Source organism: Pseudoalteromonas sp. SWYJZ12 (assembly GCF_015864395.1).
Classification (GTDB): domain Bacteria; phylum Pseudomonadota; class Gammaproteobacteria; order Enterobacterales; family Alteromonadaceae; genus Pseudoalteromonas; species Pseudoalteromonas arctica.
The window spans coordinates 1-19062 of the sequence record NZ_JADYXH010000034.1 but is presented as its reverse complement, the minus strand read 5'-3'; the positions used below and the strand labels follow the sequence as shown (position 1 = coordinate 19062).

The 19062-nt window shown below is 39.3% G+C and carries 18 protein-coding genes and 2 tRNA genes; 9 read left to right on the top strand and 11 right to left on the bottom strand.

Annotated elements, in window-relative coordinates:
• Positions 1-4: 4 nt before the first annotated feature.
• The 5 genes from I6F42_RS19680 to murB form a co-directional block, all read right to left on the bottom strand.
• Positions 5-89, bottom strand: a tRNA-Tyr gene (locus tag I6F42_RS19680).
• A 40-nt stretch (positions 90-129) separates the two neighbouring features.
• Positions 130-205 (bottom strand) — tRNA-Thr (locus I6F42_RS19675).
• A gap of 126 nt (positions 206-331) precedes the next feature.
• Entirely contained in the window at positions 332-1042 is a 711-nt protein-coding gene (locus tag I6F42_RS19670) for a type III pantothenate kinase (RefSeq protein WP_197153163.1), read from the bottom strand.
• The gene (birA, locus tag I6F42_RS19665; protein WP_197153162.1) at positions 1039-2031 is read right to left on the bottom strand and encodes a bifunctional biotin--[acetyl-CoA-carboxylase] ligase/biotin operon repressor BirA; all 993 of its coding nucleotides are present in this window, start codon (positions 2029-2031) and stop codon (positions 1039-1041) included. The genes I6F42_RS19670 and birA overlap by 4 nt, the downstream gene beginning before the upstream one ends.
• Positions 2028-3038 (bottom strand): UDP-N-acetylmuramate dehydrogenase, encoded by a 1011-nt coding sequence (gene murB, locus I6F42_RS19660; protein WP_197153159.1) that lies wholly within the window; start codon positions 3036-3038, stop codon positions 2028-2030. Before murB ends, birA begins: the two co-directional genes overlap by 4 nt.
• Before the next feature lie 143 nt (positions 3039-3181).
• Here murB and I6F42_RS19655 point away from each other — a divergent pair, with 143 nt between their 5' ends.
• On the top strand, positions 3182-5023 hold the full coding sequence (locus I6F42_RS19655; protein WP_197153164.1) for a M1 family metallopeptidase: 1842 nt from the start codon (positions 3182-3184) through the stop codon (positions 5021-5023).
• Between the two features lie 59 nt (positions 5024-5082).
• On the opposite strand, the gene I6F42_RS19650 is transcribed toward I6F42_RS19655, so the two are convergent.
• Complete coding sequence (locus tag I6F42_RS19650; RefSeq protein WP_165726882.1) at positions 5083-5682, bottom strand: DUF2057 domain-containing protein; 600 nt, start codon at positions 5680-5682, stop codon at positions 5083-5085.
• A 92-nt stretch (positions 5683-5774) separates the two neighbouring features.
• On the opposite strand from I6F42_RS19650, the gene I6F42_RS19645 reads away from it, so the two are divergent.
• From I6F42_RS19645 to I6F42_RS19635, 3 genes are all read left to right on the top strand, one after another.
• Positions 5775-6143 (top strand): histidine triad nucleotide-binding protein, encoded by a 369-nt coding sequence (locus tag I6F42_RS19645; protein WP_010555457.1) that lies wholly within the window; start codon positions 5775-5777, stop codon positions 6141-6143.
• Between the two features lie 222 nt (positions 6144-6365).
• Positions 6366-7022: a response regulator transcription factor gene (locus tag I6F42_RS19640; RefSeq protein ID WP_010555458.1), complete on the top strand. Its 657-nt coding sequence runs from the start codon at positions 6366-6368 to the stop codon at positions 7020-7022.
• A 167-nt stretch (positions 7023-7189) separates the two neighbouring features.
• Positions 7190-9346 carry an ATP-binding protein gene (locus I6F42_RS19635; protein WP_197153157.1) on the top strand — a complete coding sequence of 719 codons (2157 nt, stop codon included), beginning with the start codon at positions 7190-7192 and terminating at the stop codon, positions 9344-9346.
• A 40-nt stretch (positions 9347-9386) separates the two neighbouring features.
• Here I6F42_RS19635 and I6F42_RS19630 read toward each other — a convergent pair whose 3' ends face one another.
• From I6F42_RS19630 to I6F42_RS19615, 4 genes are all read right to left on the bottom strand, one after another.
• Complete coding sequence (locus I6F42_RS19630) at positions 9387-9962, bottom strand: hypothetical protein (protein ID WP_197153156.1); 576 nt, start codon at positions 9960-9962, stop codon at positions 9387-9389.
• A gap of 38 nt (positions 9963-10000) precedes the next feature.
• The gene (locus I6F42_RS19625; protein WP_197153155.1) at positions 10001-11416 is read right to left on the bottom strand and encodes a mannose-1-phosphate guanylyltransferase/mannose-6-phosphate isomerase; all 1416 of its coding nucleotides are present in this window, start codon (positions 11414-11416) and stop codon (positions 10001-10003) included.
• Between the two features lie 75 nt (positions 11417-11491).
• Positions 11492-12265 carry an amidohydrolase gene (locus tag I6F42_RS19620; RefSeq protein WP_197153154.1) on the bottom strand — a complete coding sequence of 258 codons (774 nt, stop codon included), beginning with the start codon at positions 12263-12265 and terminating at the stop codon, positions 11492-11494.
• Positions 12253-13395 (bottom strand): methionine aminotransferase, encoded by a 1143-nt coding sequence (locus I6F42_RS19615; protein ID WP_197153153.1) that lies wholly within the window; start codon positions 13393-13395, stop codon positions 12253-12255. Before I6F42_RS19615 ends, I6F42_RS19620 begins: the two co-directional genes overlap by 13 nt.
• Positions 13396-13503: 108 nt before the next feature.
• On the opposite strand from I6F42_RS19615, the gene I6F42_RS19610 reads away from it, so the two are divergent.
• The 4 genes from I6F42_RS19610 to I6F42_RS19595 all read left to right on the top strand — a co-directional run bounded on the left by I6F42_RS19610 (position 13504) and on the right by I6F42_RS19595 (position 16549).
• Positions 13504-14133 carry a methylthioribulose 1-phosphate dehydratase gene (locus I6F42_RS19610; protein WP_197153152.1) on the top strand — a complete coding sequence of 210 codons (630 nt, stop codon included), beginning with the start codon at positions 13504-13506 and terminating at the stop codon, positions 14131-14133.
• Complete coding sequence (mtnC, locus tag I6F42_RS19605) at positions 14130-14816, top strand: acireductone synthase (protein WP_197153151.1); 687 nt, start codon at positions 14130-14132, stop codon at positions 14814-14816. The genes I6F42_RS19610 and mtnC overlap by 4 nt, the downstream gene beginning before the upstream one ends.
• Positions 14813-15355, top strand: a complete 543-nt coding sequence (locus I6F42_RS19600) for an acireductone dioxygenase (RefSeq protein ID WP_197153150.1) — start codon at positions 14813-14815, stop codon at positions 15353-15355. The genes mtnC and I6F42_RS19600 overlap by 4 nt, the downstream gene beginning before the upstream one ends.
• 129 nt (positions 15356-15484) lie before the next feature.
• Complete coding sequence (locus tag I6F42_RS19595; RefSeq protein ID WP_101217511.1) at positions 15485-16549, top strand: RelA/SpoT domain-containing protein; 1065 nt, start codon at positions 15485-15487, stop codon at positions 16547-16549.
• Here I6F42_RS19595 and mtnA read toward each other — a convergent pair.
• Positions 16538-17566, bottom strand: coding sequence for an S-methyl-5-thioribose-1-phosphate isomerase (gene mtnA / locus I6F42_RS19590; RefSeq protein WP_197153149.1), 1029 nt, complete (start codon positions 17564-17566; stop codon positions 16538-16540). The genes I6F42_RS19595 and mtnA overlap by 12 nt on opposite strands.
• Before the next feature lie 129 nt (positions 17567-17695).
• On the opposite strand from mtnA, the gene mtnK reads away from it, so the two are divergent.
• Positions 17696-18913 (top strand): S-methyl-5-thioribose kinase, encoded by a 1218-nt coding sequence (gene mtnK, locus I6F42_RS19585; RefSeq protein ID WP_010555468.1) that lies wholly within the window; start codon positions 17696-17698, stop codon positions 18911-18913.
• Positions 18914-19062 lie beyond the last annotated feature (149 nt).

Below are 19062 nucleotides of genomic sequence, written 5' to 3'. Positions count from 1 at the left end.
AAAGTGGTGGAGGGAGCTGGATTCGAACCAGCGAAGGCTGAGCCGTCAGATTTACAGTCTGATCCCTTTGGCCGCTCGGGAACCCCTCCACGATAATTCTCTACTAATTCACTTCCGGTAAAAGGAAAGTGGTGCCGACTAACCGAGTCGAACGGTTGACCTACTGATTACAAGTCAGTTGCTCTACCAGCTGAGCTAAGTCGGCACTGCTTTAGTACGGGGCGAGATATTAGAGTAAGGTTTATTGGGATGCAACAATAAAATTAAAAAAAGTGTAAATTTTTAGTTTAAATGCTCAATATTCACGCGAAAACACGTTTTTTGCACTTTTTTATACTGTTTCGGTTAATTCGTACCAATAATTTAAGCCCTTCATTACGAGCAATGAATCAAAAATACTTCCTGTAAATTGCTGCTGCAATAGTGAGCCATAGCCACCAGCAAAAATAATTTGTGTTGCTTGTTCTGTTTTTTGAGCCGTTAAATTCAGCTTAGCTTGCTCAATTGCCCCGATGGTTGCCACTAAGGCACCGTTTTTTAAACCATTTGGCGTGTTTTTACCCAGTTCATTAGTAAACGGTGTTTTACCGTCATCAAAAACACGTTGGGTGTTTTGTGTAAGCGATGAGGTCATTAAATCAAGCCCGGGTAAAATCCAGCCACCCAAATGTAGGCCTTCACTATCAAGCACATCAATTGTTGTCGCAGTACCCGCATCAACAACAATACATGCTTTATTTGGATATAACGTAAAGCCTGCAATAAGCGCCAACCACCTATCTATGCCTAAGTTAGCTACATGCTCGTAAGCGCATACAAGATCTCCAAGCGTTTTGGTTACCTTGGCTTCAAAACAAATAATATTATTGCTAGCCGCTTGCGCGAGAATATCGTTTAGTAAATCACTGCGCCCTACACATGCATAAATCACTTCGGTTATTTGTAACCAAGGCAGGTTATTTATATCTGCCGATTGTGCTTGCTCGTTATGCCACAGCACAGCTTTTAGTGATGTATTTCCTACGTCGATCAGTAATCTCATACTTGCGCCTTTCTGAGGGAGACTTCCCCACCGTAATAACTTTTTACTTCACCATCTTGGCGAATTCGTATTCCACCTTGTGCGTCAATACCTTCGCATATTCCACGCCAGCTTCGGTGCCCTGTATTTAGCTCAACATAATCGCCAGCAAACGCATTAAGCGAATTCCATTGCTCATACATATCTTGTAAGCCAGTTTGACGATACTGCACTAAACGCTGCTCTAAATGATAAGTAAGTGACGCCACCAGCTGGTTTTTATCAAGCTTTTGAGTATGTTGATTTAAGTCGGTCCACGCTTGGTCTATATGTTGGCTAAAACTCTCAGGCATTTGTAAATTAATACCTATACCAATCACTAACTGACAAGGTCCTTGCGGTTGCCCATCTAATTCAACCAACACACCTGCAAGTTTTTGTTTATTTATATAAATATCGTTAGGCCATTTAAGCTCTACATCAATTTGGTATAACGCTTTAATTGCATCATAAACAGCAAGGCCTACCGCAATTGATACACCCATTGCAGCTTGAAGCCCGTCATCTAAACGCCAAAAATAACTGTAATACAAATTAGCGCCAAATGGGGATTGCCAAACACGGCCGCGTCGGCCGCGCCCTGCTTGCTGCATTTCAGCAACAATAACAGTGCCTGACTCAAGCGCTGTTTTGGCCTGTATACGGCGCATAAGCTCGCTGTTGGTCGAATCAATAATAGGGTGTACTTCTACATCGGCAGTATTTGCACCTAGCGCTTTGTAGTGCTGATCAATTTGTGTTTTATTTAAAAGGCCCACCTGACTATTCAAACAATAGCCTTTGCCAGTCACTTTAAAAATATCCAAGCCCATTTCTTGTAACGTTTTAATATGTTTACTCACCGCAGCTCGGCTAATTCCTAGCTTTTCACCCAAGGCTTGGCCAGATACAAAGCCCCCTTGGTTGAGTGCATTTAAAATAGCGAGTTTGTTTCCATCAGGTGCTTTCATTGCTCAGGCTCCGCGTTAATATGGCATTCGCTGCGCGCATCTATTAAACGTACTTCGTGTTCTAGCATAATGCTGTAACGCGTATAAACCACTTGCTGAATGTGTTTAATCATTTTTATTAGGTCACCACCTTCACTATTTCCGTGATTAACAAGTACTAGTGCTTGTTGTTGATGCACTTCGATACCTGCCACGCGGTGCCCTTTTAAACCACTTTTATCGATTAGCCAACCTGCTGCGACCTTGTGATGGCTTTGTCCATATTCGTAATGAGGTAAATCTGCAAATTCCTTTAATAGCTCAGCTAACTGCTGGTTGGTTATTATAGGGTTTTTAAAAAAGCTACCTGCATTGGCAAGTGAATGTGGGTTAGGTAATTTGCTATTGCGCGTTTTTATAACCTGATCGAATACTGCTTGCGGGGTAATGCTTGAGAGCTGCTGCAGGGGGCCATAACTTAATACTGGTTGCCATTTTTTTGGGAGCGCTAAATGCACTTGCGTGATCACCGCTTTATTTTTGAGAGCATTTTTAAATATTGAGTCTCTGTAAGCAAATTCACATTGTGTATTATTTAGTGAGTGCATAGTTTTAGTGGTTATATCAAAGTACTCTACCAACTCAATAAATTTAGCTATCTCAACGCCATAAGCGCCAATATTTTGTACCGGCGATGCGCCAACAGTGCCCGGTATAAGTGCTAGATTTTCAAGCCCGGGTATATTTTTCTCTAATAAATAACTGACTAGTTGATGCCAGTTTTCGCCTGCAGCAATACTTATTAGTGTGTCGCTCTCACGCTCGGTAATTTTAATACCTTTTAAGGCTATTTTTATAACCGTACCCATGTAGTCATTTAAAAATACGGTATTACTGCCCTCGCCTAGCAAACAAAACGGTGCACTAAAACTTTGCGTTTTAAGTTGCTCAAGCTGAGTAATTTCAACAAAATTTTGGCATTGGCTGTTTAATGCGAATGTATGTAAGGAGTGTAATGAATGCGCCACAAAGCTCTCTAAAAATACCGGTAACTAATCGCAATAGTTTACCTCATCGTCGCAAATGTGGCACTAGATTGTAAAAATCACTCAACCCACCGTGTCAATCGTGATATAAAACCAGCACTTTTTTATTTGTGTTCAGAGTAATGATGAAAATTAAACCTCTTTTTTTAAGCCTCGCTATGGCGGGTATGTGTTCGCAAGCAATGGCTAATGCGATTGACCAAAACTCGTATGCTAACCTTGATGATGTTGTTACTACTCACTTAAACCTTGATTTAGATGTCGACTTTGCCGACAAGCAGTTAGAAGGTTTTGTGGAGCATACTCTTCAGTGGAACAACAGCAAAAGTAGAACTCTGGTACTTGATACCCGCGACTTGGACATTGATAAAGTAATGTACAAAGACCAAAGTGGTAACTGGAAAAAGGCGACTTTTGATTTAGCTAAGCGAGATGACGTTAAAGGTTCAAAGCTTACTATTAAGTTTAAAAACCAAGCTGAAGTAGTTCGTATTTACTACAACAGTCGTCCAGAAGCATCTGGCCTGCAATGGTTAACACCAGAGCAAACGGCAAGTAAAACGCATCCATTTATGTACAGCCAATCGCAAGCAATTCATGCACGTAGTTGGATCCCAGTGCAAGATACACCCGCAATGCGTGTAACTTACTCTGCACGAATTCATACACCAAAAGATATACGTGCTGTAATGAGTGCCGACAACAAAGATGCGCTTTATAAAGATGGCGACTACATTTTTGATATGCCACAAGCAATTTCACCTTACCTAATTGCTATTGGTGCAGGTAACTTAGAATTTAAAGCAATGTCGCACCAAACGGGCATATTTGCTGAGCCTACAATTTTAGATGCCTCAGTTGCTGAATTTGACGACACCCAAGCCATGATCGACAAAACAAACGCTATGTACGGCAAATATGCATGGGGTCGCTACGACTTATTAATGCTACCGCCAAGTTTTCCGTTTGGTGGCATGGAAAATCCACGCTTATCGTTTATAACTCCAACGGTTGTTGCTGGTGATAAAAGCTTAGTTAACCTTATTGCCCATGAGCTTGCTCATTCTTGGTCAGGTAACTTAGTAACTAACGCAACGTGGGAAGATTTATGGTTAAACGAAGGTTTTACCTCGTACGTTGAAAACCGCATTATGGAAGAAGTATTTGGTCGTGACCGTGCGGTTATGGAACAAGCACTTGATTCAGCGTCTTTACGCGCACAAATTAAAACAATTGATGCACCAGATACACGCCTTAATTTAAAACTTAATGGCCGCGACCCAGACGATGCGTTTAGCTCAGTGCCTTACACTAAAGGTCAGTTATTTTTAATCTATCTAGAAAACAAATATGGCCGCGATAAGTTTGACCCGTTTGTAAAAGCATACTTTAAAGAATTTTCGTTTAAATCACTTACTACCGCGCAATTTGTTACTTACTTAAAAGCTAACTTAATTGAGAAGTACCCTGGTGTTGTAAGTATGGATAAAGTAAACGAATGGATTTTTGAGCCTGGCTTACCAAGTGATGCGCCAAACCCTACGTCTGATGCATTTGATAAAGTAGATACTGCAACAGCAGCATGGTTGAAAGGCGACACAACAGCAGCTCAACTACCAACGGCTGATTGGTCTGTGCATGAGTGGCTACACTTTTTAAATAACTTACCACGCGATTTAAGCATAGAGAAAATGAGCGAGCTTGATAGTGAATTTAACCTAACGCAATCAACTAACGCTGAACGTGCGTTTGCTTGGTTTATGCTAGCAGTAGGTAATGGTTATCAACCAATTTATCCTGCGCTTAATAAGCACTTATCAGGTATTGGCCGTCGTAAGTTAATTGTGCCGTTATATAAATCACTTATCACTAACGGTAAAAAAGACTGGGCACAAAGCGTGTACTTAAAAGCACGCCCTGGGTATCACCCTCTTGCGCAAGGTACTATTGACGCATTATTTGAATAAATAGCGTTAACTAGAAACTAAAAAGGGCCAAATTTGGCCCTTTTTGTTTTTCTGTTATTTTACTTTGTTACTTTTTCTAAAAAAGCTTTACGCTCTGTAGTTGTGGCTTGTTGCCACCAAAAATCAAGCATTTGCGGCGCACTTGGCATGCCTTTACCTGTAATTGGTGCTATCGGCTTTATTGGCTGACTAGGACGTGAAGGTCCTGCAGGCAATGTATTTTGCATTACCGGTTTATTGCTTGCTAGTTGCGTGTTAGAAATAACACTTAAAGGCTTAGCAACAGCGCTACTTTTTGCTTTTAAACTCACTTGAGGGGCTTCTGCAAACACTTTTGCAGATACTGCATTTTCAGCACGATTAAACACTAAGGTATAATCTTTACCTGCTTCAACAGTTACACTTACCCAAAATGGTTCCGACTCCACAACTTCATGCGTGTCGTAATCATCTTCATATAAATCGGTGTACTTTAGCCTAAGCTGATAAGTTCCGGGGGCAAGCTCTACATCATCAATACGACTAAACAAAGAGCTTTCTAGCATTTTATCGCCCACTTGCAGTGGTACAAATTCTTCTGGAAAGTGAATATTCTCAGCATTAGCCGAAAAACTAAGTAGTAATGCAACTGCACTACTTATTAAAATTGGTTTAAGCATATTAACTCCTTTATTTGATTTCAGTTTGACACTGCTTTGAAAGTTTGTCATTAGTGAGCTTAAAATTCACAACACTTAATTAGGAACACACTATGAGCCAAGAAACTATTTTTACCAAAATCATTAATCGTGAAATTCCAGCAGATATTATTTACGAAGATGAAAACACTCTCGCATTTAAAGATATAAACCCACAAGCGCCATTTCATGTGTTAATTATCCCAAAAAAAGCAATTGCTACTATAAATGATATAAATCCTGAAAACTCACATTTAGTAGGCAACTTATACGTAGTTGCAGCTAAATTAGCTAAGCAACATAATTTTGCTGAGGACGGATACCGCGTAGTTATGAACTGTAACGAGCATGGAGGGCAAACTGTTTATCACATACATTTACATATGCTTGGCGGTAAAGAAATGGGATGGCCACCTTATCAAAGCATAAAAAAAGTAAATTAATTAAGATTTTTTTGTTACTTTATTCTGCTCAAGTAATTAGTTACAAATATTATGGTTTTTCATGAGCATAAAGTGAGAAATAGTTACTTATTTGCAACATTTTATGTTTAAATAATTGTAAAATCGTATTTGTTATTGAGTACACTATCGACTTTCTAATACTAAAGGTGTGGAAGTCGTGATAAACTCAACCAGCCAGCTTTATAAAAGAGTATAAAAAACATGAGCAGTTCAGCCTTTTTGTTATTAGATCAAGAGCCAATTAACACTATTGGCATAAACGTTTTAGAACCTTTGTTAAAAACGCAAGGCCTTGACGTAACCACAGGTACGAACATTTTAGATATACCTGAAGGGACTCGACTTTTGTTTATTGAAACATCAAGTAAAGATGCATGGGGTAAACTAAAAGAACAACTAGTAAACCTGCGTATTAAATGCGATATCATATTATTCAACCTAGACGAAAACCCAGAGCTTGCTAATCGCGCGCTTTTGAGCGGTATTCGCGGCGTATTTTATACAACCGATAACGCGGATGTATTAATGAAAGGTATACGCCTACTAATGGAAGATCAACTTTGGTATCGTCGCGATATTATGTGTAATGCATTAAATCGTATGTTGCAGTTTAACAAAGACGCGCTGCATAAACTAACCGAAGGCGATATTGAGCCGGTTAAACTTACTAAGCGGGAAAAAGCAATTATCTCATTAATGAGTAATGGCTCTAAAAATAAAGAAATCGCTGAAGAACTTAGCATTAGCCCACATACTGTTAAAACACATTTATACAGCGCATTTAGAAAAACTAAATGTCGTAACCGTATTGAGCTCCTATCTTGGGCACAACAAAATATCCCTGATGAAATTCGTTAATCATATATTCAGTTTAAAATTAAAAACAGACACTTAGGTGTCTGTTTTTGTATGTGTTACACACTTATTTAATACCAATTTGCTTGCCTAAGTAATCTGTTTTGAGGATTGGTATAAGTGTATACTTTTGATAACTTTAGTTTAATAACTACTTTGCTGGAATATTAATGCTCGACTCCTTCACTCTTTATTTTGCCAGCATCGCCATCATGATCGTAATGACCTTACTTAACTTTTTGACATGGCGAACAAATAAACAAATATCGGGCACGCTGCTATACATTTTCTATCCCATATTGCTATTAGGCTCTGTTATTGGCTTTACTCTTGTTGGTGATACACATAATTTAGTAATTATCAGCGCTGCCAGTAACATGATGTTTGCCGCATCAATAGTGCACAGCCTTTCACTTAGTCAGTTTTTAAATTATCGCGGTATTGGTTTTAAATTACTCTGCTCAGTGACCGCTTTTTGCACTGTAATGCTTGGCTATTACACCTTTTTTGACCCATCTTTACACGAAAGAGTGATTGCATCCGATATACAACACATAGCAGAAGCTGGTTTTTTACTGTTTATATTTATTAAGTGTGCACGCAAACCCTATCCTAATGGCAGTATTGTATACATAATCATTTTAACGCTTGTTGCTTTAAGCTTTATTGGCCGCTCGTTATTTATGGATAACATTGAACAAAAAAACCTTTTAGTAAACGGCTGGTTTAGCTCATTATTATTTTTAAATGGCGTAATTGCACCCATGTTTTATGCTGCAGGTATGGCGTTATTATGTAATGAGCGCAGAGAGCAGCACCTCAATAAATTAGCCGATAAAGCACAAAAAGATTTAGAAATACGCGGGCTCTTTTTATCAACTATAAGCCACGAAATTCGCACCCCGCTAAACGGTATTTTAGGCAGCGCCCAACTTGTTATGAACCAAACAAGTGATACCCGCAATAAAGCCTATTGCGAGGCGATTATAAATTCTGCCGAATCACTTAACTTATTGGTAGATAAGGTCCTTGATTACGCGAGCCTAGATCAAAGTGACGAAGCGCTTTATGAAGAAGATGTAGAGTTTAAAACATGGCTTAATAATTTATGCTTATTACTGAGTCCTCTCGCCGAGCAAAAGCAACTCAAGTTTGAACTAATATGTAATATTCCTGAACAAGCATGTTATTACTGTGACCAGCAAAAACTTAGGCAAATAATTATTAATTTAGTGGGTAATGCTATTAAGTTTACAGACCACGGGACCGTTAAAATTCAGGTTGATTTAGTATTAGAAAAGCAACTTGAGCACACCATAAAAATTAGTGTCAAAGATTCAGGACCAGGTATAGAAAATGATGAGATAGCCTACTTAACAGAACCTTATGTACAAAGTAGCGCAGGTAAAGAAAAAGGCGGTACAGGCCTTGGTTTAGCCATTACTAGCCGCTTACTTGAGAAGCTCAGTAGTCGACTCGAAATAGCCAGCCAGCTTGGTAAAGGCAGTGTATTTAGCTTTACCGTTACTTTTACTTTAGGTGAGTTAAGCCTTGTAGAGCAGCGCCATCAAACTAAAGATTACTTAACAGGTCTTGATGTACTACTGGTTGAAGATTTAGATTTAAATCAAAAAATTGCTATAGAATTTATGGCCGACGATGAGCACAAAATTAAGCTCGCTAAAGATGGGAAAAGCGCCATAGAGCTCATGCAAGCTCACCACTTCGATGTTGTTTTGCTTGATATGAACCTACCTGATTTAACAGGCCAAGAAGTACTTAAACGTCTAAAACGCATTGATCATAAAAATCAACGAACTCCAGTACTCGCATTTACTGCAAGCCTTAGCCCTGACGAAGTAAAAGAGTATTTAGAATTAGGAATAAAAGACATTGTAGGCAAGCCTATTAAGCACGAAAAGCTTCGCCAAGCACTTAGCGACTCTCAATCTAATCAAACTGCGAGTATTGCAGTAGAGCTTATTGATACGTTGTATGACAAAACAGCGGCCGAAACACTCACCAGCTCGTTTAGTGAAGATGAAGTATCGTCGATTTATAATGAGTTTGTGCTTTCGGCGCGTAACAAGCTAATTCGCTGTCAAAAGCTTATTGATCAGCAACCAGAGCAATGCATTAAGCTTTTACATCGCCAAGCAAGTACCGCTCTGCAACTTGGTTTTAATCGCTATGGTATTGAGCTGAAAAAAATAGAACGTCGTTTACTCGATAAAAAGCCACACAACGATATGCTTGATGAAGCGTTAGATCTGTGGCAACGAAGCTTAGAGCAATATTTAAAGTTTGTGCGTGGGCAGTTAGAGTGAAATTAAAAAAGCGTTAAGGTTTTTTAAATTTTACTTTAAGTTAATCAAATCTCGCTACCTCTTCAAAGTTAAGACCTGTGAAACCATGTGCTCGCAAGGCACAAAAGAGGTTTAAAGAAACATATTTATCATTTATACGAGAGTCAAAAACATATGTACCTTCAAATCGATCTTCTGGCATTTTAAATATACAGCTATGCTTAGGTAATTTTTCTTTTTTGAATACCGCTTTTTGTAATCCAATATTTAAACTTGGTAGCATAAAAGTACTCATCTCAACATTTAATATATCCTCTATTTTTCGAGTGATGTTGTAAAAGTACCAATTATCATCACCGACATGGAAAGGCAGTAACTCTCCAGAATCTTCGAAAAGTTCAGCTAACTCATTTGCAACATGATCCCTTATAGCAAGGCCTTGTAAATTAATTGCAGTGAAATCACCTAGGGGTGTCTCTTTTTCATTATTATAATGGGCACTAAAATTTATCAGTGTAGACTCTTTTGTAGAAGTATCAGGTTTCCATAACTCAGATTCACATAAAGTTTCATCATCAGAAAAAATGACTCTGTAATGATTAACATCTGGCGTGATTTTATAAATGACTTTACTCATTAGTATTGGAACGTCCTTTTTGGCATGGATTTGATTTTTTAACCCCTTCCATATTTATCATCAAATCGCTCTATATCACTTTCATCAAGTACAGTACCGGTTTGCACTTCAATGACAATTAACGGCTCTTTTTGATTATTAGCCAAGCTATGAATTTGTTTTGCGGCGATATAACACGATTGATCGTGCGTTAGCGTATACGCTTGCTCATCAATACATACATTTGCAATACCCGAAACCACCACCCAATGCTCAGCGCGATGCTGATGGCGCTGCGTCGAAAGCTTAGCACCGCTGGTAACAGTAATTTTTTTAACTTTAAAGCCAGTGCCTTCAACCAAAGTGCGGTAATTTCCCCATGGACGAAAAACCACTTGATGATGGTTAAGTTTATCAGCCTGTGTTGTAGCAATTTGCTTAAGTAACAAAGGCAGGGAATCTAGCTCATTTTGATTTGCGATTAGTGTGGCATCGTGAGTATGAATAATTGCTAAGTCACTTACTCCAAGCGTGGCAATAGTGTGTTCAGCCTCGTTAATAACCAAATTATTAGCGCTTTTTTGAGCCATATAATTAGCATTTGAACTATTACCGTTTTCATCTTTTTTTGTAAGTGCATCAAGGGATGAAAAACTACCTACATCACTCCATTTTAAATCAACAGGCATAACAACTACGCTATCGCTTCGCTCTAAAATAGCGTAATCAATTGAATCGCTTGGGCAGTGCTCAAGCGCACTATTGCTTGGGCGGGTAAACCCTAAATCTTTAGTAAATTGTGCGGCTGCAGCGACACTTGTTGCTATTTTTGGCGCAAACCGCTCGAGCTCTTTTAAATAGGCTGCTGGGGTAAATAAAAACATGCCGCTATTCCAGCTATAACCTCCTTGAGCTAAATAACGATTCGCTGTATCTAAGTCAGGCTTTTCTTTAAATTGTGCAACATCGTAACAACCCGTTCCAGCAATAGCCGCGCCTTGTTTTATATAGCCATAGCCAGTATGAGGCTCTGTAGGAGTAATAGAAAATGTAACTAGCTTTCCTTGCTCGGCAAGCTTTACAGCTTCAGGGAGCTTAGCCGTTAATACATCAAAGTTTTCAATATGATGATCGGCAGGCATCACTAATAACGGACCGGTAACCCCATTTTGCAGTGCATAGTGGGCGGCTAATGCGATGGCAGGCGCGGTATTTTTACCTTTGGGTTCGAGTAATAATGCACTAGGATTTGAGCTTTCAGCCTGCTCGGCGGCAATAAATCGGTGCTGTTCGTTACACACTAAAATAGCATTATCAAATAAGTTATTAGTAACACGCGCCAATGTACTTTGCAGTAATGACGTGTTTTCACTAAGTAGTGATAAAAATTGTTTAGGCATCGCTTGGCGAGAAAGCGGCCACAAGCGAGAGCCTATGCCACCAGCTAAAATTACAGGAGTGATTAAAGTGTTCATAATGTATATTAGCCGCCAACAAAAATATCAGCGACTATTTTAACACTTTATTGGCTCTGCGCTAAATTAACGTGTCTATATTAATGTAAAAGGGTCTGCATCTAAATAGGCAGGAAACGCTGCTTTAAACTCATCCAGTGGTGCTTTTTCAAGTGTTATTGTAACTAGCTGCTCGGTGTTATCTTGCGCTTTAGTTAATGCATCGCCTTTAAAGTCGTATACTGCGGTACCGCCATTGTGCTCCACACCATTACCGTCGTCACCCACACGATTAACGCCTACTACGTAACACAGGTTTTCCATTGCACGCGCCATAAGTAACGTATCCCAAATATGGCGGCGCACAGCAGGCCAGTTTGCTACGTTTATCATTACATCGTAGTCGTTATTATTACGTTGAAATACCGGAAAGCGCAGGTCATAGCATACTTGCGGTAATAGTTTAAAACCATTGATTTCAAAAACTTTGCGCGCTTGCCCTGCTACAACGTAATCGCCCTCGCTGCCTAAGCGAAATAAATGGCGTTTATCGTAATAACTCACCTCACCATCGGGCTTTACCCAATAAAACCGATTCGCTTTTTTATCGCCTTGTGCAACAAGTACCGAACCTGCAATAACCGCATTATGTTTATGAGCCTGCGCCTTTAACCACGTCAGTACTTTACCGTTTTCAGGCTCTGCACAATCTAAATTAATAGCAAAGCCAGTCGAGAATGTTTCGGGCAGTAAAATAAGATCGGGCTGATGCGTAATTGCTTCAAGCTGTTTATTAAACATGGCTAAATTAGCATCTTTATCAAGCCAATAAAGCGAGCTTTGCAATGCTGTAATGGTTAAAGTTGACATAATATTTGCGCAGCCTCTATGAGAGTGTTGTCGTTTTTAGCAAAGCATAAACGAATGACTTTATCGGTTGGTGGATTTTGATAAAAAACACTTAACGGAATAGCCGCAACACCGGCTTGCTCAACTAACCAATGGCAAAATTCAACATCGTTTAGATCCGATACATCACTGTAATCTAATAATAAAAAGTAAGTGCCTTGGCTAGGTAAAATTTTAAAACGACTGTTACTTAAATGGCTCGCTAATAAGTCGCGTTTTTGCTGATAAAACCCACTTAGATCATCTATATGCTCACCTTGCTGCTCGAGCATATCGGCAAGCGCATGCTGTGCGGGGGTAAAACTAGAAAACGTAACGTACTGATGAATTTTTCTAAATTCGACAGCTAAATCTGCAGGTGCAATACAGTAACCCATTTTCCAGCCCGTGCTGTGAAACGTTTTACCAAAACTCGATATAACAAAGCTTTGGGTAAATAATTCATCATCGCGCAATACACTTAAATGCGGTTGCTGATCAAACGTAATGTGCTCATACACCTCATCGCTTATTACATACAAATTGTGAGTACCAACTAACTCTTTAAGCTCTTTTATATCGTGTGGCTGTAATATTTTACCGCTTGGGTTATGAGGCGTATTTATAATAATTGCACGGGTATTTTTAGTAATTGCTTGGCTTACTACTTGCCAATCAATAGTGTAATTTGGCGCACTTAAAGCAATGTGTACCGACTTTCCACCAGCGAGTTCAATTGCCGGTTGGTAAGAGTCATATGCAGGGTCAAATACAATCACTTCATCACTGGGGCGCACAATTGTTTGAATAGCCACAAACAATGCCTCTGTTGCACCTGAGGTAACAGTAACTTGATCAGCCGCGTTTATATCAACTGCATATTTGCGCTTTGCTAAATCAGCAATTTGTTGCTGTAATCGTGGTACACCACTTGAAGGTGAATATTGATTAACGCCCTGCTGCACATAATAATTTAACTGCGTTTTTAAAAGATCAGGAGCATCAAACTCAGGAAAGCCTTGAGAGAGATTAATTGCTGAAAACTCATTAGCCAACCCGCTCATTTGGCTAAATATACTAACGCCTAAATTTGGTAATTTACTTTCAAACACGTGATGCCCTTAATGATGGTTTTGCGCTTAAAGCGATGCTATCATTGCTTAAAACAGAAGTATAGCCGTCTAAAAGCAATTAACTTTACGCTCATTAGTGAGGAATGTATGCAAAACAATACCGCTATTTCACAACTTATTGAAGCCGGAAAATGGGTTAGCCAAAAAGGCTGGGTACCCGCAACAGGTGGAAACTTTTCAGCTCGTACTAGCACTGGCTTTGTTGTTACAGCAAGTGGGCACGATAAAGGCTCACTGACGCAAGAGCATTTTTTGCAATTAGATCACCAAGGCGAGCGCCTAGCAGGAGCTGTAAAGCCATCGGCAGAAACACAATTACACCTAAGTTTGTATCAGCTTATACCTGATGCACAGTGTGTTTTGCATACTCACTCTGTAGCCGCCACCGTACTGTCGCAAATTACCCAAAGGCATCAGCTTGATTTAACAGGCTATGAAATGCAAAAAGCACTGAGCGGCTTTACTTCGCATTTAGAAACGCTGAGCATTCCTATTTTCGATAACGATCAAGATATTGGCCGATTAAGCCTGCTGGTCAGTGACCATCATTTACATACACCAATAGAGCATGGCGTACTTATACGTGGTCATGGCTTATATGCTGTAGGGCGCAATATTGATGAAGTTCGTCGCCACCTAGAAGCCTTAGAGTTTTTATTTAGTTGCGAACTAGAGCGCCTAAAAATAGTAGGTATTCAAGCGGGAGTAACTAAATGATTAAAGCTATTTTAACCGACATCGAAGGCACAATAACCCGCATCTCGTTTGTTAAAGAGGTGTTGTTTCCTTACGCGGCAAAACAATTACCGACCTTTGTACGTGCCAATGCTAATAAGCCAGATGTAGCCGAGCAAATTAATGCCGTAAAAGCGCTTATCGAAAAGCCAAACGCCGATATAGAAGAAGTCATTACCACCTTACTTACCTGGATTGATGAAGATAAAAAAATCACTCCACTTAAGCAGTTACAAGGCTCAATTTGGCAAACAGGGTATGAACACGGTGATTTTAAAGGGCATTTATACCCAGATGCATTTGATTTTTTACAAACTCAACACAACAACGATATTACTTTGTATGTGTACTCGTCAGGGTCGGTAAAAGCGCAGCAGCTACTTTTTAAATACAGTGATTATGGCGACATTCGCAGCTTATTTACTGACTTTTTTGACACCAAAGTTGGCGCAAAACAAGAGCAAATAGCCTATAATACTATTGTTGATCTGTTACCGTTTAAAGCAGCAGAAATACTCTTTTTAAGTGATGTAGCCGGCGAGCTTGATGCCGCGCAAGCTGCGGGCTTAAAAACATTACATTTAATTCGTGATGGGCAAGCAAACACCAAAACACACCCTTATATTAATGACTTTAGCCAATTTAAATTGGAGCAATTAGTATGAGCCAATTAACAATATATGCCGACAACAATGCAAACAAAGCACTTGTAAGCACATCAAATGCTGATGATATTGCAAAGCAACTAGCTAAAGTAAACGTACGTTTTGAACAGTGGCAAGCAAATGCAGATATTAATGAGCACACCACCCATGAGCAAATTATTAGTGCGTACAAAAACGATATAGATCGGTTAAAAACCGAAAATGGCTATCAAACAGTAGACGTTATATCTCTAGCTAAAGGTAATCTTGGCGCATCAGAGCTGCGCAAAAAGTTTTTATTTGAACATACTCATAGTGAAGACGAAGTGCGTTTTTTTGTAAAAGGCCAAGGGCTATTTTGCCTACATTTAGACAATAAGGTTTATCAGGTACTTTGCCAACAAGGCGATTTAATCTCAGTGCCTGAACTTACCCCGCATTGGTTTGATATGGGAAGCGACCCTGAGTTTACTGCCATTCGCTTATTCAACAATACAGAGGGCTGGGTAGCAAAAAGTACTGACTCGTCTATTGCAGAGCAATTCCCCTTGCTCGATTAATAAAGCTCAGTGCACGCATGCCTAAACTATATTTTCTATAAGCGTATTTATGCTATTTGCAGGATGACTTCAATCACTTAACTCTGTAATATTATTTTAGCAATGCAGCTGATAAAGAGTAACTTTCTAATGGTAAACGAACAATATCAAAAGTCTAAACAACAACTAGCCTACTCACGTAAGCAAGTTGAAAAGGCTGGTCGTATTTTTCGTAAAAATGAAGGTGATTTTGACTTTGCAATAGAGGTTGTACAAAACTATCGTGCAGCACATTTATATCCGCTGACTATTATTAAAAACCTCGTATGGAAACATGTAAAAAAGCTTCATTTGCTAGAATCGGCGACTATAGTTAGACGCTTAAAGCGCTTGCCAACTATTATAGATAAGTTACAAAGAGCCTCGTTGGATGGTAAAAGTGAAAACGCAATAAATCTGAAGCGAATGCACGACATAGGTGGCTGCCGAGTAATCTTAGATAATCTAGAGCATCTATATCAACTCAACGCAAGTTTAGATTCGAGTAGAGCAGTTCATAGCGTTAAATCATATGATTATATTGAAAACCCAAAAGCGACAGGCTATAGAGGTATTCATCGTGTTTATAAAAGTTATAACAATTTAAAATCTCACGATTATAAAGGCTTTCAAATTGAAGTTCAGTTACGCACTAGGCTTCAGCACCTTTGGGCTACTACTGTTGAAATTGTAGATATTATTGAAAAAGAAACACTAAAAACCAATCCCCAAGCAGCCGACACAGATTGGAAGCGATTATTTTTTATCATGGGTGAGTTTCTTGCAGTCAAAGATGGTTCAAATCAATTAAGTTCACAACAATCGCAGACCTTTGTTGATGAGCTTTCGGCACTAAATAAAAAGCTAGCCGCATTTCATAAGCTTGATGCATTTAATCGCGCATTTCAAGTTGACGAAATTAAAAATAAATCGAAAGATACAGGCTTTGCTTTACTCGTTCACAACACAGAAACACAAATGGGTCGAGTCTTTTTATATGCAGAAAATAAAAAGCAAGAAGCTCTAACGCATTACGCCGAACAAGAAAAACAAACCCACAATAACGTGCTTCTAGTTGCAGGGAGCGACTTGAAATCAATAGAAAAAGCCTACCCCAACTACCTAAATAGTACCTCTGAGTTTCTTTCAGAATTCAGTCGCATATTATTGAGTTAGCTCTTTAAGTTTACCCATTAATACTTGTTGCTGGTTATACACACCCGTGTCTAACACCCACCCTGTAACCAGGTTTGCCGGCGTTATATCAAATGCAGGGTTATACACATTAGCATTAGTGGGTGCCCATAAAGCCTCACCAAAGCTACCACTCACTCCGCGCACTTCTTGAGGATTACGTTGCTCTATTTCTATATCACCACCACACGCGGTGTTGGTATCAAGCGTGGTAATAGGCGCGACCACATAAAATGGAATGTTATGAAAATGCGCTAGTACGGCTAAATTATAGGTGCCCACTTTATTAGCAAAATCACCATTGGCAGCAATACGATCAGCCCCTACCACTATTTTATCTACTTTACCTGCAGCCATTAAACTTGCCGCCATATTATCGCAAATTAATGTGTAAGGTATTTTCCAGCGCTCAAGCTCAAAGGCAGTTAAGCGACCGCCTTGTAATAATGGTCGTGTTTCATCAACCAACACATGTACGTTGCCATGTTTTTGCTGCGCTTTATAGATAACACCTAGTGCAGTACCAATACCAGCGGTTGCAAGCGCCCCTGTATTACAATGGGTTAATATGTTGTCGCCACTATTTATAAGTTCGGCGCCACGGCTTGCCATTCGCTCACACAGCTCAATATCTTCAATAAACAACCGCTCAGCTGTGGTAACAATACCGGCAACATAATCGCTTTGCGTTAAAGCTTTACGCAATGCAGCCATACAATGCATTAAATTAACCGCCGTTGGGCGAGTGGCTTCTAGCTCATTGATTGCTTTTTCAAGCTCACCTTTAACTACCCCTTGCTCAGCTAAATACGCCACTAACAAGCTCGCGCTTAAACCAATAAGTGGAGCTCCACGTACTTTTAAACTAATGATCAGCTCTTTCATGGTTCCTACATCATGGCATTGATGCCATACCTGCTGGTGAGGTAGTAAATATTGGTCGAGCACACTAAGCGACCCGTTTTCATATTTTAAACTGCTTGCGATTAAATTTTGCATAATGCTTAAGGTATTAAAAATGCGTAACGTTATTTTACACCACTTTGAATAACTCTCAAGTTGGACTTGTAGACATCTAAACATTTAAAGGTATAGAATGCTTAAAAGCTGATTTTTGAGATTTAAACCATGACTAACTATGTTGCTTTTAATGCACAGCGCGCTATCGATTATGTATCGACATTAATTGAATCTAAACAATGTAATTTTTTTTCTCCCGGACAAGCCTTATCGGCATATGAGTTTGGTGATGGCAATCTTAATTTAGTATTTAGAATTACTGATGAGCAAAACAATAGTGTTATTTTAAAGCAAGCTCTGCCTTACGCGCGTTGCGTGGGTGAGTCGTGGCCATTAACGCTTGATAGAGCTCGTATAGAAGCACAAGTTTTGCTTAATCATGGCGCTATTTGCCCAACTTATACTGCTAGGGTTTTACATTATAGTGAAATGCAAGCACTGACTATTTTAGAAGATTTAGGTAATTTACAAATACTGCGAACTGCACAAAATAATGCTGAGCAATTTCCTAAATTAGCGCAGCATGTAGCTACCTACTTAAGCCATACTGGTTTTTATAATTCAGATTTTTATTTAACCGCACAAACTAAAAAAGCGCTCGTTAGCCAATTTACTAACCCTGAACTTTGCCAAATCACTGAAGACTTATTTTTTAGCGATCCGTACATTGAGCACGAACGCAATAACTACCCAAAGCAACTACAAAGCGAAGTTGATGCAATACACAAAAACAGCGTATTAAAATTAGAAATAGCAAAACTAAAAGCTAATTTTTTATCTAACCCGCAAACATTACTTCATGGTGATATGCATAGCGGCAGTATTTTTGTTGATTGTAACAATACAAAGATGATCGATCCTGAATTTGGTTTTTTTGGTCCTGCTGGGTTCGATATTGGCTCTTTTATTGGCAATTTACTTTTAAATTACTGCGCACAATACGGGCATGTTGAAGATTTTATGGCTCGTCGTAATTACCAAACCCACTTATTAAGCACCCTTGTTGAATGCTATACATTATTTGAACAGCATTGGCTTTCGCTTATAAATGAGCACACTACTGATAATTCGCTAAAAGTTACAGGCTACGGTGAATACTTTATAAAAGGGGTGCTACAAGACGCCATTGGTTACTGTGGTGCTGAGTTAATTAGGCGCACCATAGGGCTCGCACATGTAACCGATATAGATAGTATTGGTGATGATAAGGCGCGTCTTATAGTGCAAAAACAAACATTAGCACTAGGCGAGCAACTTATTTTGAATGCCCAAACATGCAACAACAAAGAAGCATTTTTTAGTTTATTAATAAGCCAATTAAACTAAAAAAAGGCGCTTTAAAAGCTGTCTCTTGATCACAAGTCTGACTCAAGAGATTTTGCTAAATCGTAGCCTTCCAGGATGGCTTGTAACTTAAGCCATCCTTGCCATAACACTTTCACAGATGCACGCCCTGTGCGCTTGGTATCTTTCCA

Excerpts from the sequence above, each read along its gene's own strand:
- I6F42_RS19670 (WP_197153163.1), bottom strand. The coding sequence starts at position 1,042 with ATGAGATTACTGATCGACGTAGGAAATACATCACTAAAAGCTGTGCTG.
- birA (WP_197153162.1), bottom strand. The coding sequence starts at position 2,031 with ATGAAAGCACCTGATGGAAACAAACTCGCTATTTTAAATGCACTCAAC.
- I6F42_RS19655 (WP_197153164.1), top strand. The coding sequence starts at position 3,182 with ATGAAAATTAAACCTCTTTTTTTAAGCCTCGCTATGGCGGGTATGTGT.
- I6F42_RS19650 (WP_165726882.1), bottom strand. The coding sequence starts at position 5,682 with ATGCTTAAACCAATTTTAATAAGTAGTGCAGTTGCATTACTACTTAGT.
- I6F42_RS19645 (WP_010555457.1), top strand. The coding sequence starts at position 5,775 with ATGAGCCAAGAAACTATTTTTACCAAAATCATTAATCGTGAAATTCCA.
- I6F42_RS19640 (WP_010555458.1), top strand. The coding sequence starts at position 6,366 with ATGAGCAGTTCAGCCTTTTTGTTATTAGATCAAGAGCCAATTAACACT.
- I6F42_RS19635 (WP_197153157.1), top strand. The coding sequence starts at position 7,190 with ATGCTCGACTCCTTCACTCTTTATTTTGCCAGCATCGCCATCATGATC.
- I6F42_RS19630 (WP_197153156.1), bottom strand. The coding sequence starts at position 9,962 with ATGAGTAAAGTCATTTATAAAATCACGCCAGATGTTAATCATTACAGA.
- I6F42_RS19625 (WP_197153155.1), bottom strand. The coding sequence starts at position 11,416 with ATGAACACTTTAATCACTCCTGTAATTTTAGCTGGTGGCATAGGCTCT.
- I6F42_RS19620 (WP_197153154.1), bottom strand. The coding sequence starts at position 12,265 with ATGTCAACTTTAACCATTACAGCATTGCAAAGCTCGCTTTATTGGCTT.
- I6F42_RS19610 (WP_197153152.1), top strand. The coding sequence starts at position 13,504 with ATGCAAAACAATACCGCTATTTCACAACTTATTGAAGCCGGAAAATGG.
- mtnC (WP_197153151.1), top strand. The coding sequence starts at position 14,130 with ATGATTAAAGCTATTTTAACCGACATCGAAGGCACAATAACCCGCATC.
- I6F42_RS19600 (WP_197153150.1), top strand. The coding sequence starts at position 14,813 with ATGAGCCAATTAACAATATATGCCGACAACAATGCAAACAAAGCACTT.
- I6F42_RS19595 (WP_101217511.1), top strand. The coding sequence starts at position 15,485 with ATGGTAAACGAACAATATCAAAAGTCTAAACAACAACTAGCCTACTCA.
- mtnA (WP_197153149.1), bottom strand. The coding sequence starts at position 17,566 with ATGCAAAATTTAATCGCAAGCAGTTTAAAATATGAAAACGGGTCGCTT.
- mtnK (WP_010555468.1), top strand. The coding sequence starts at position 17,696 with ATGACTAACTATGTTGCTTTTAATGCACAGCGCGCTATCGATTATGTA.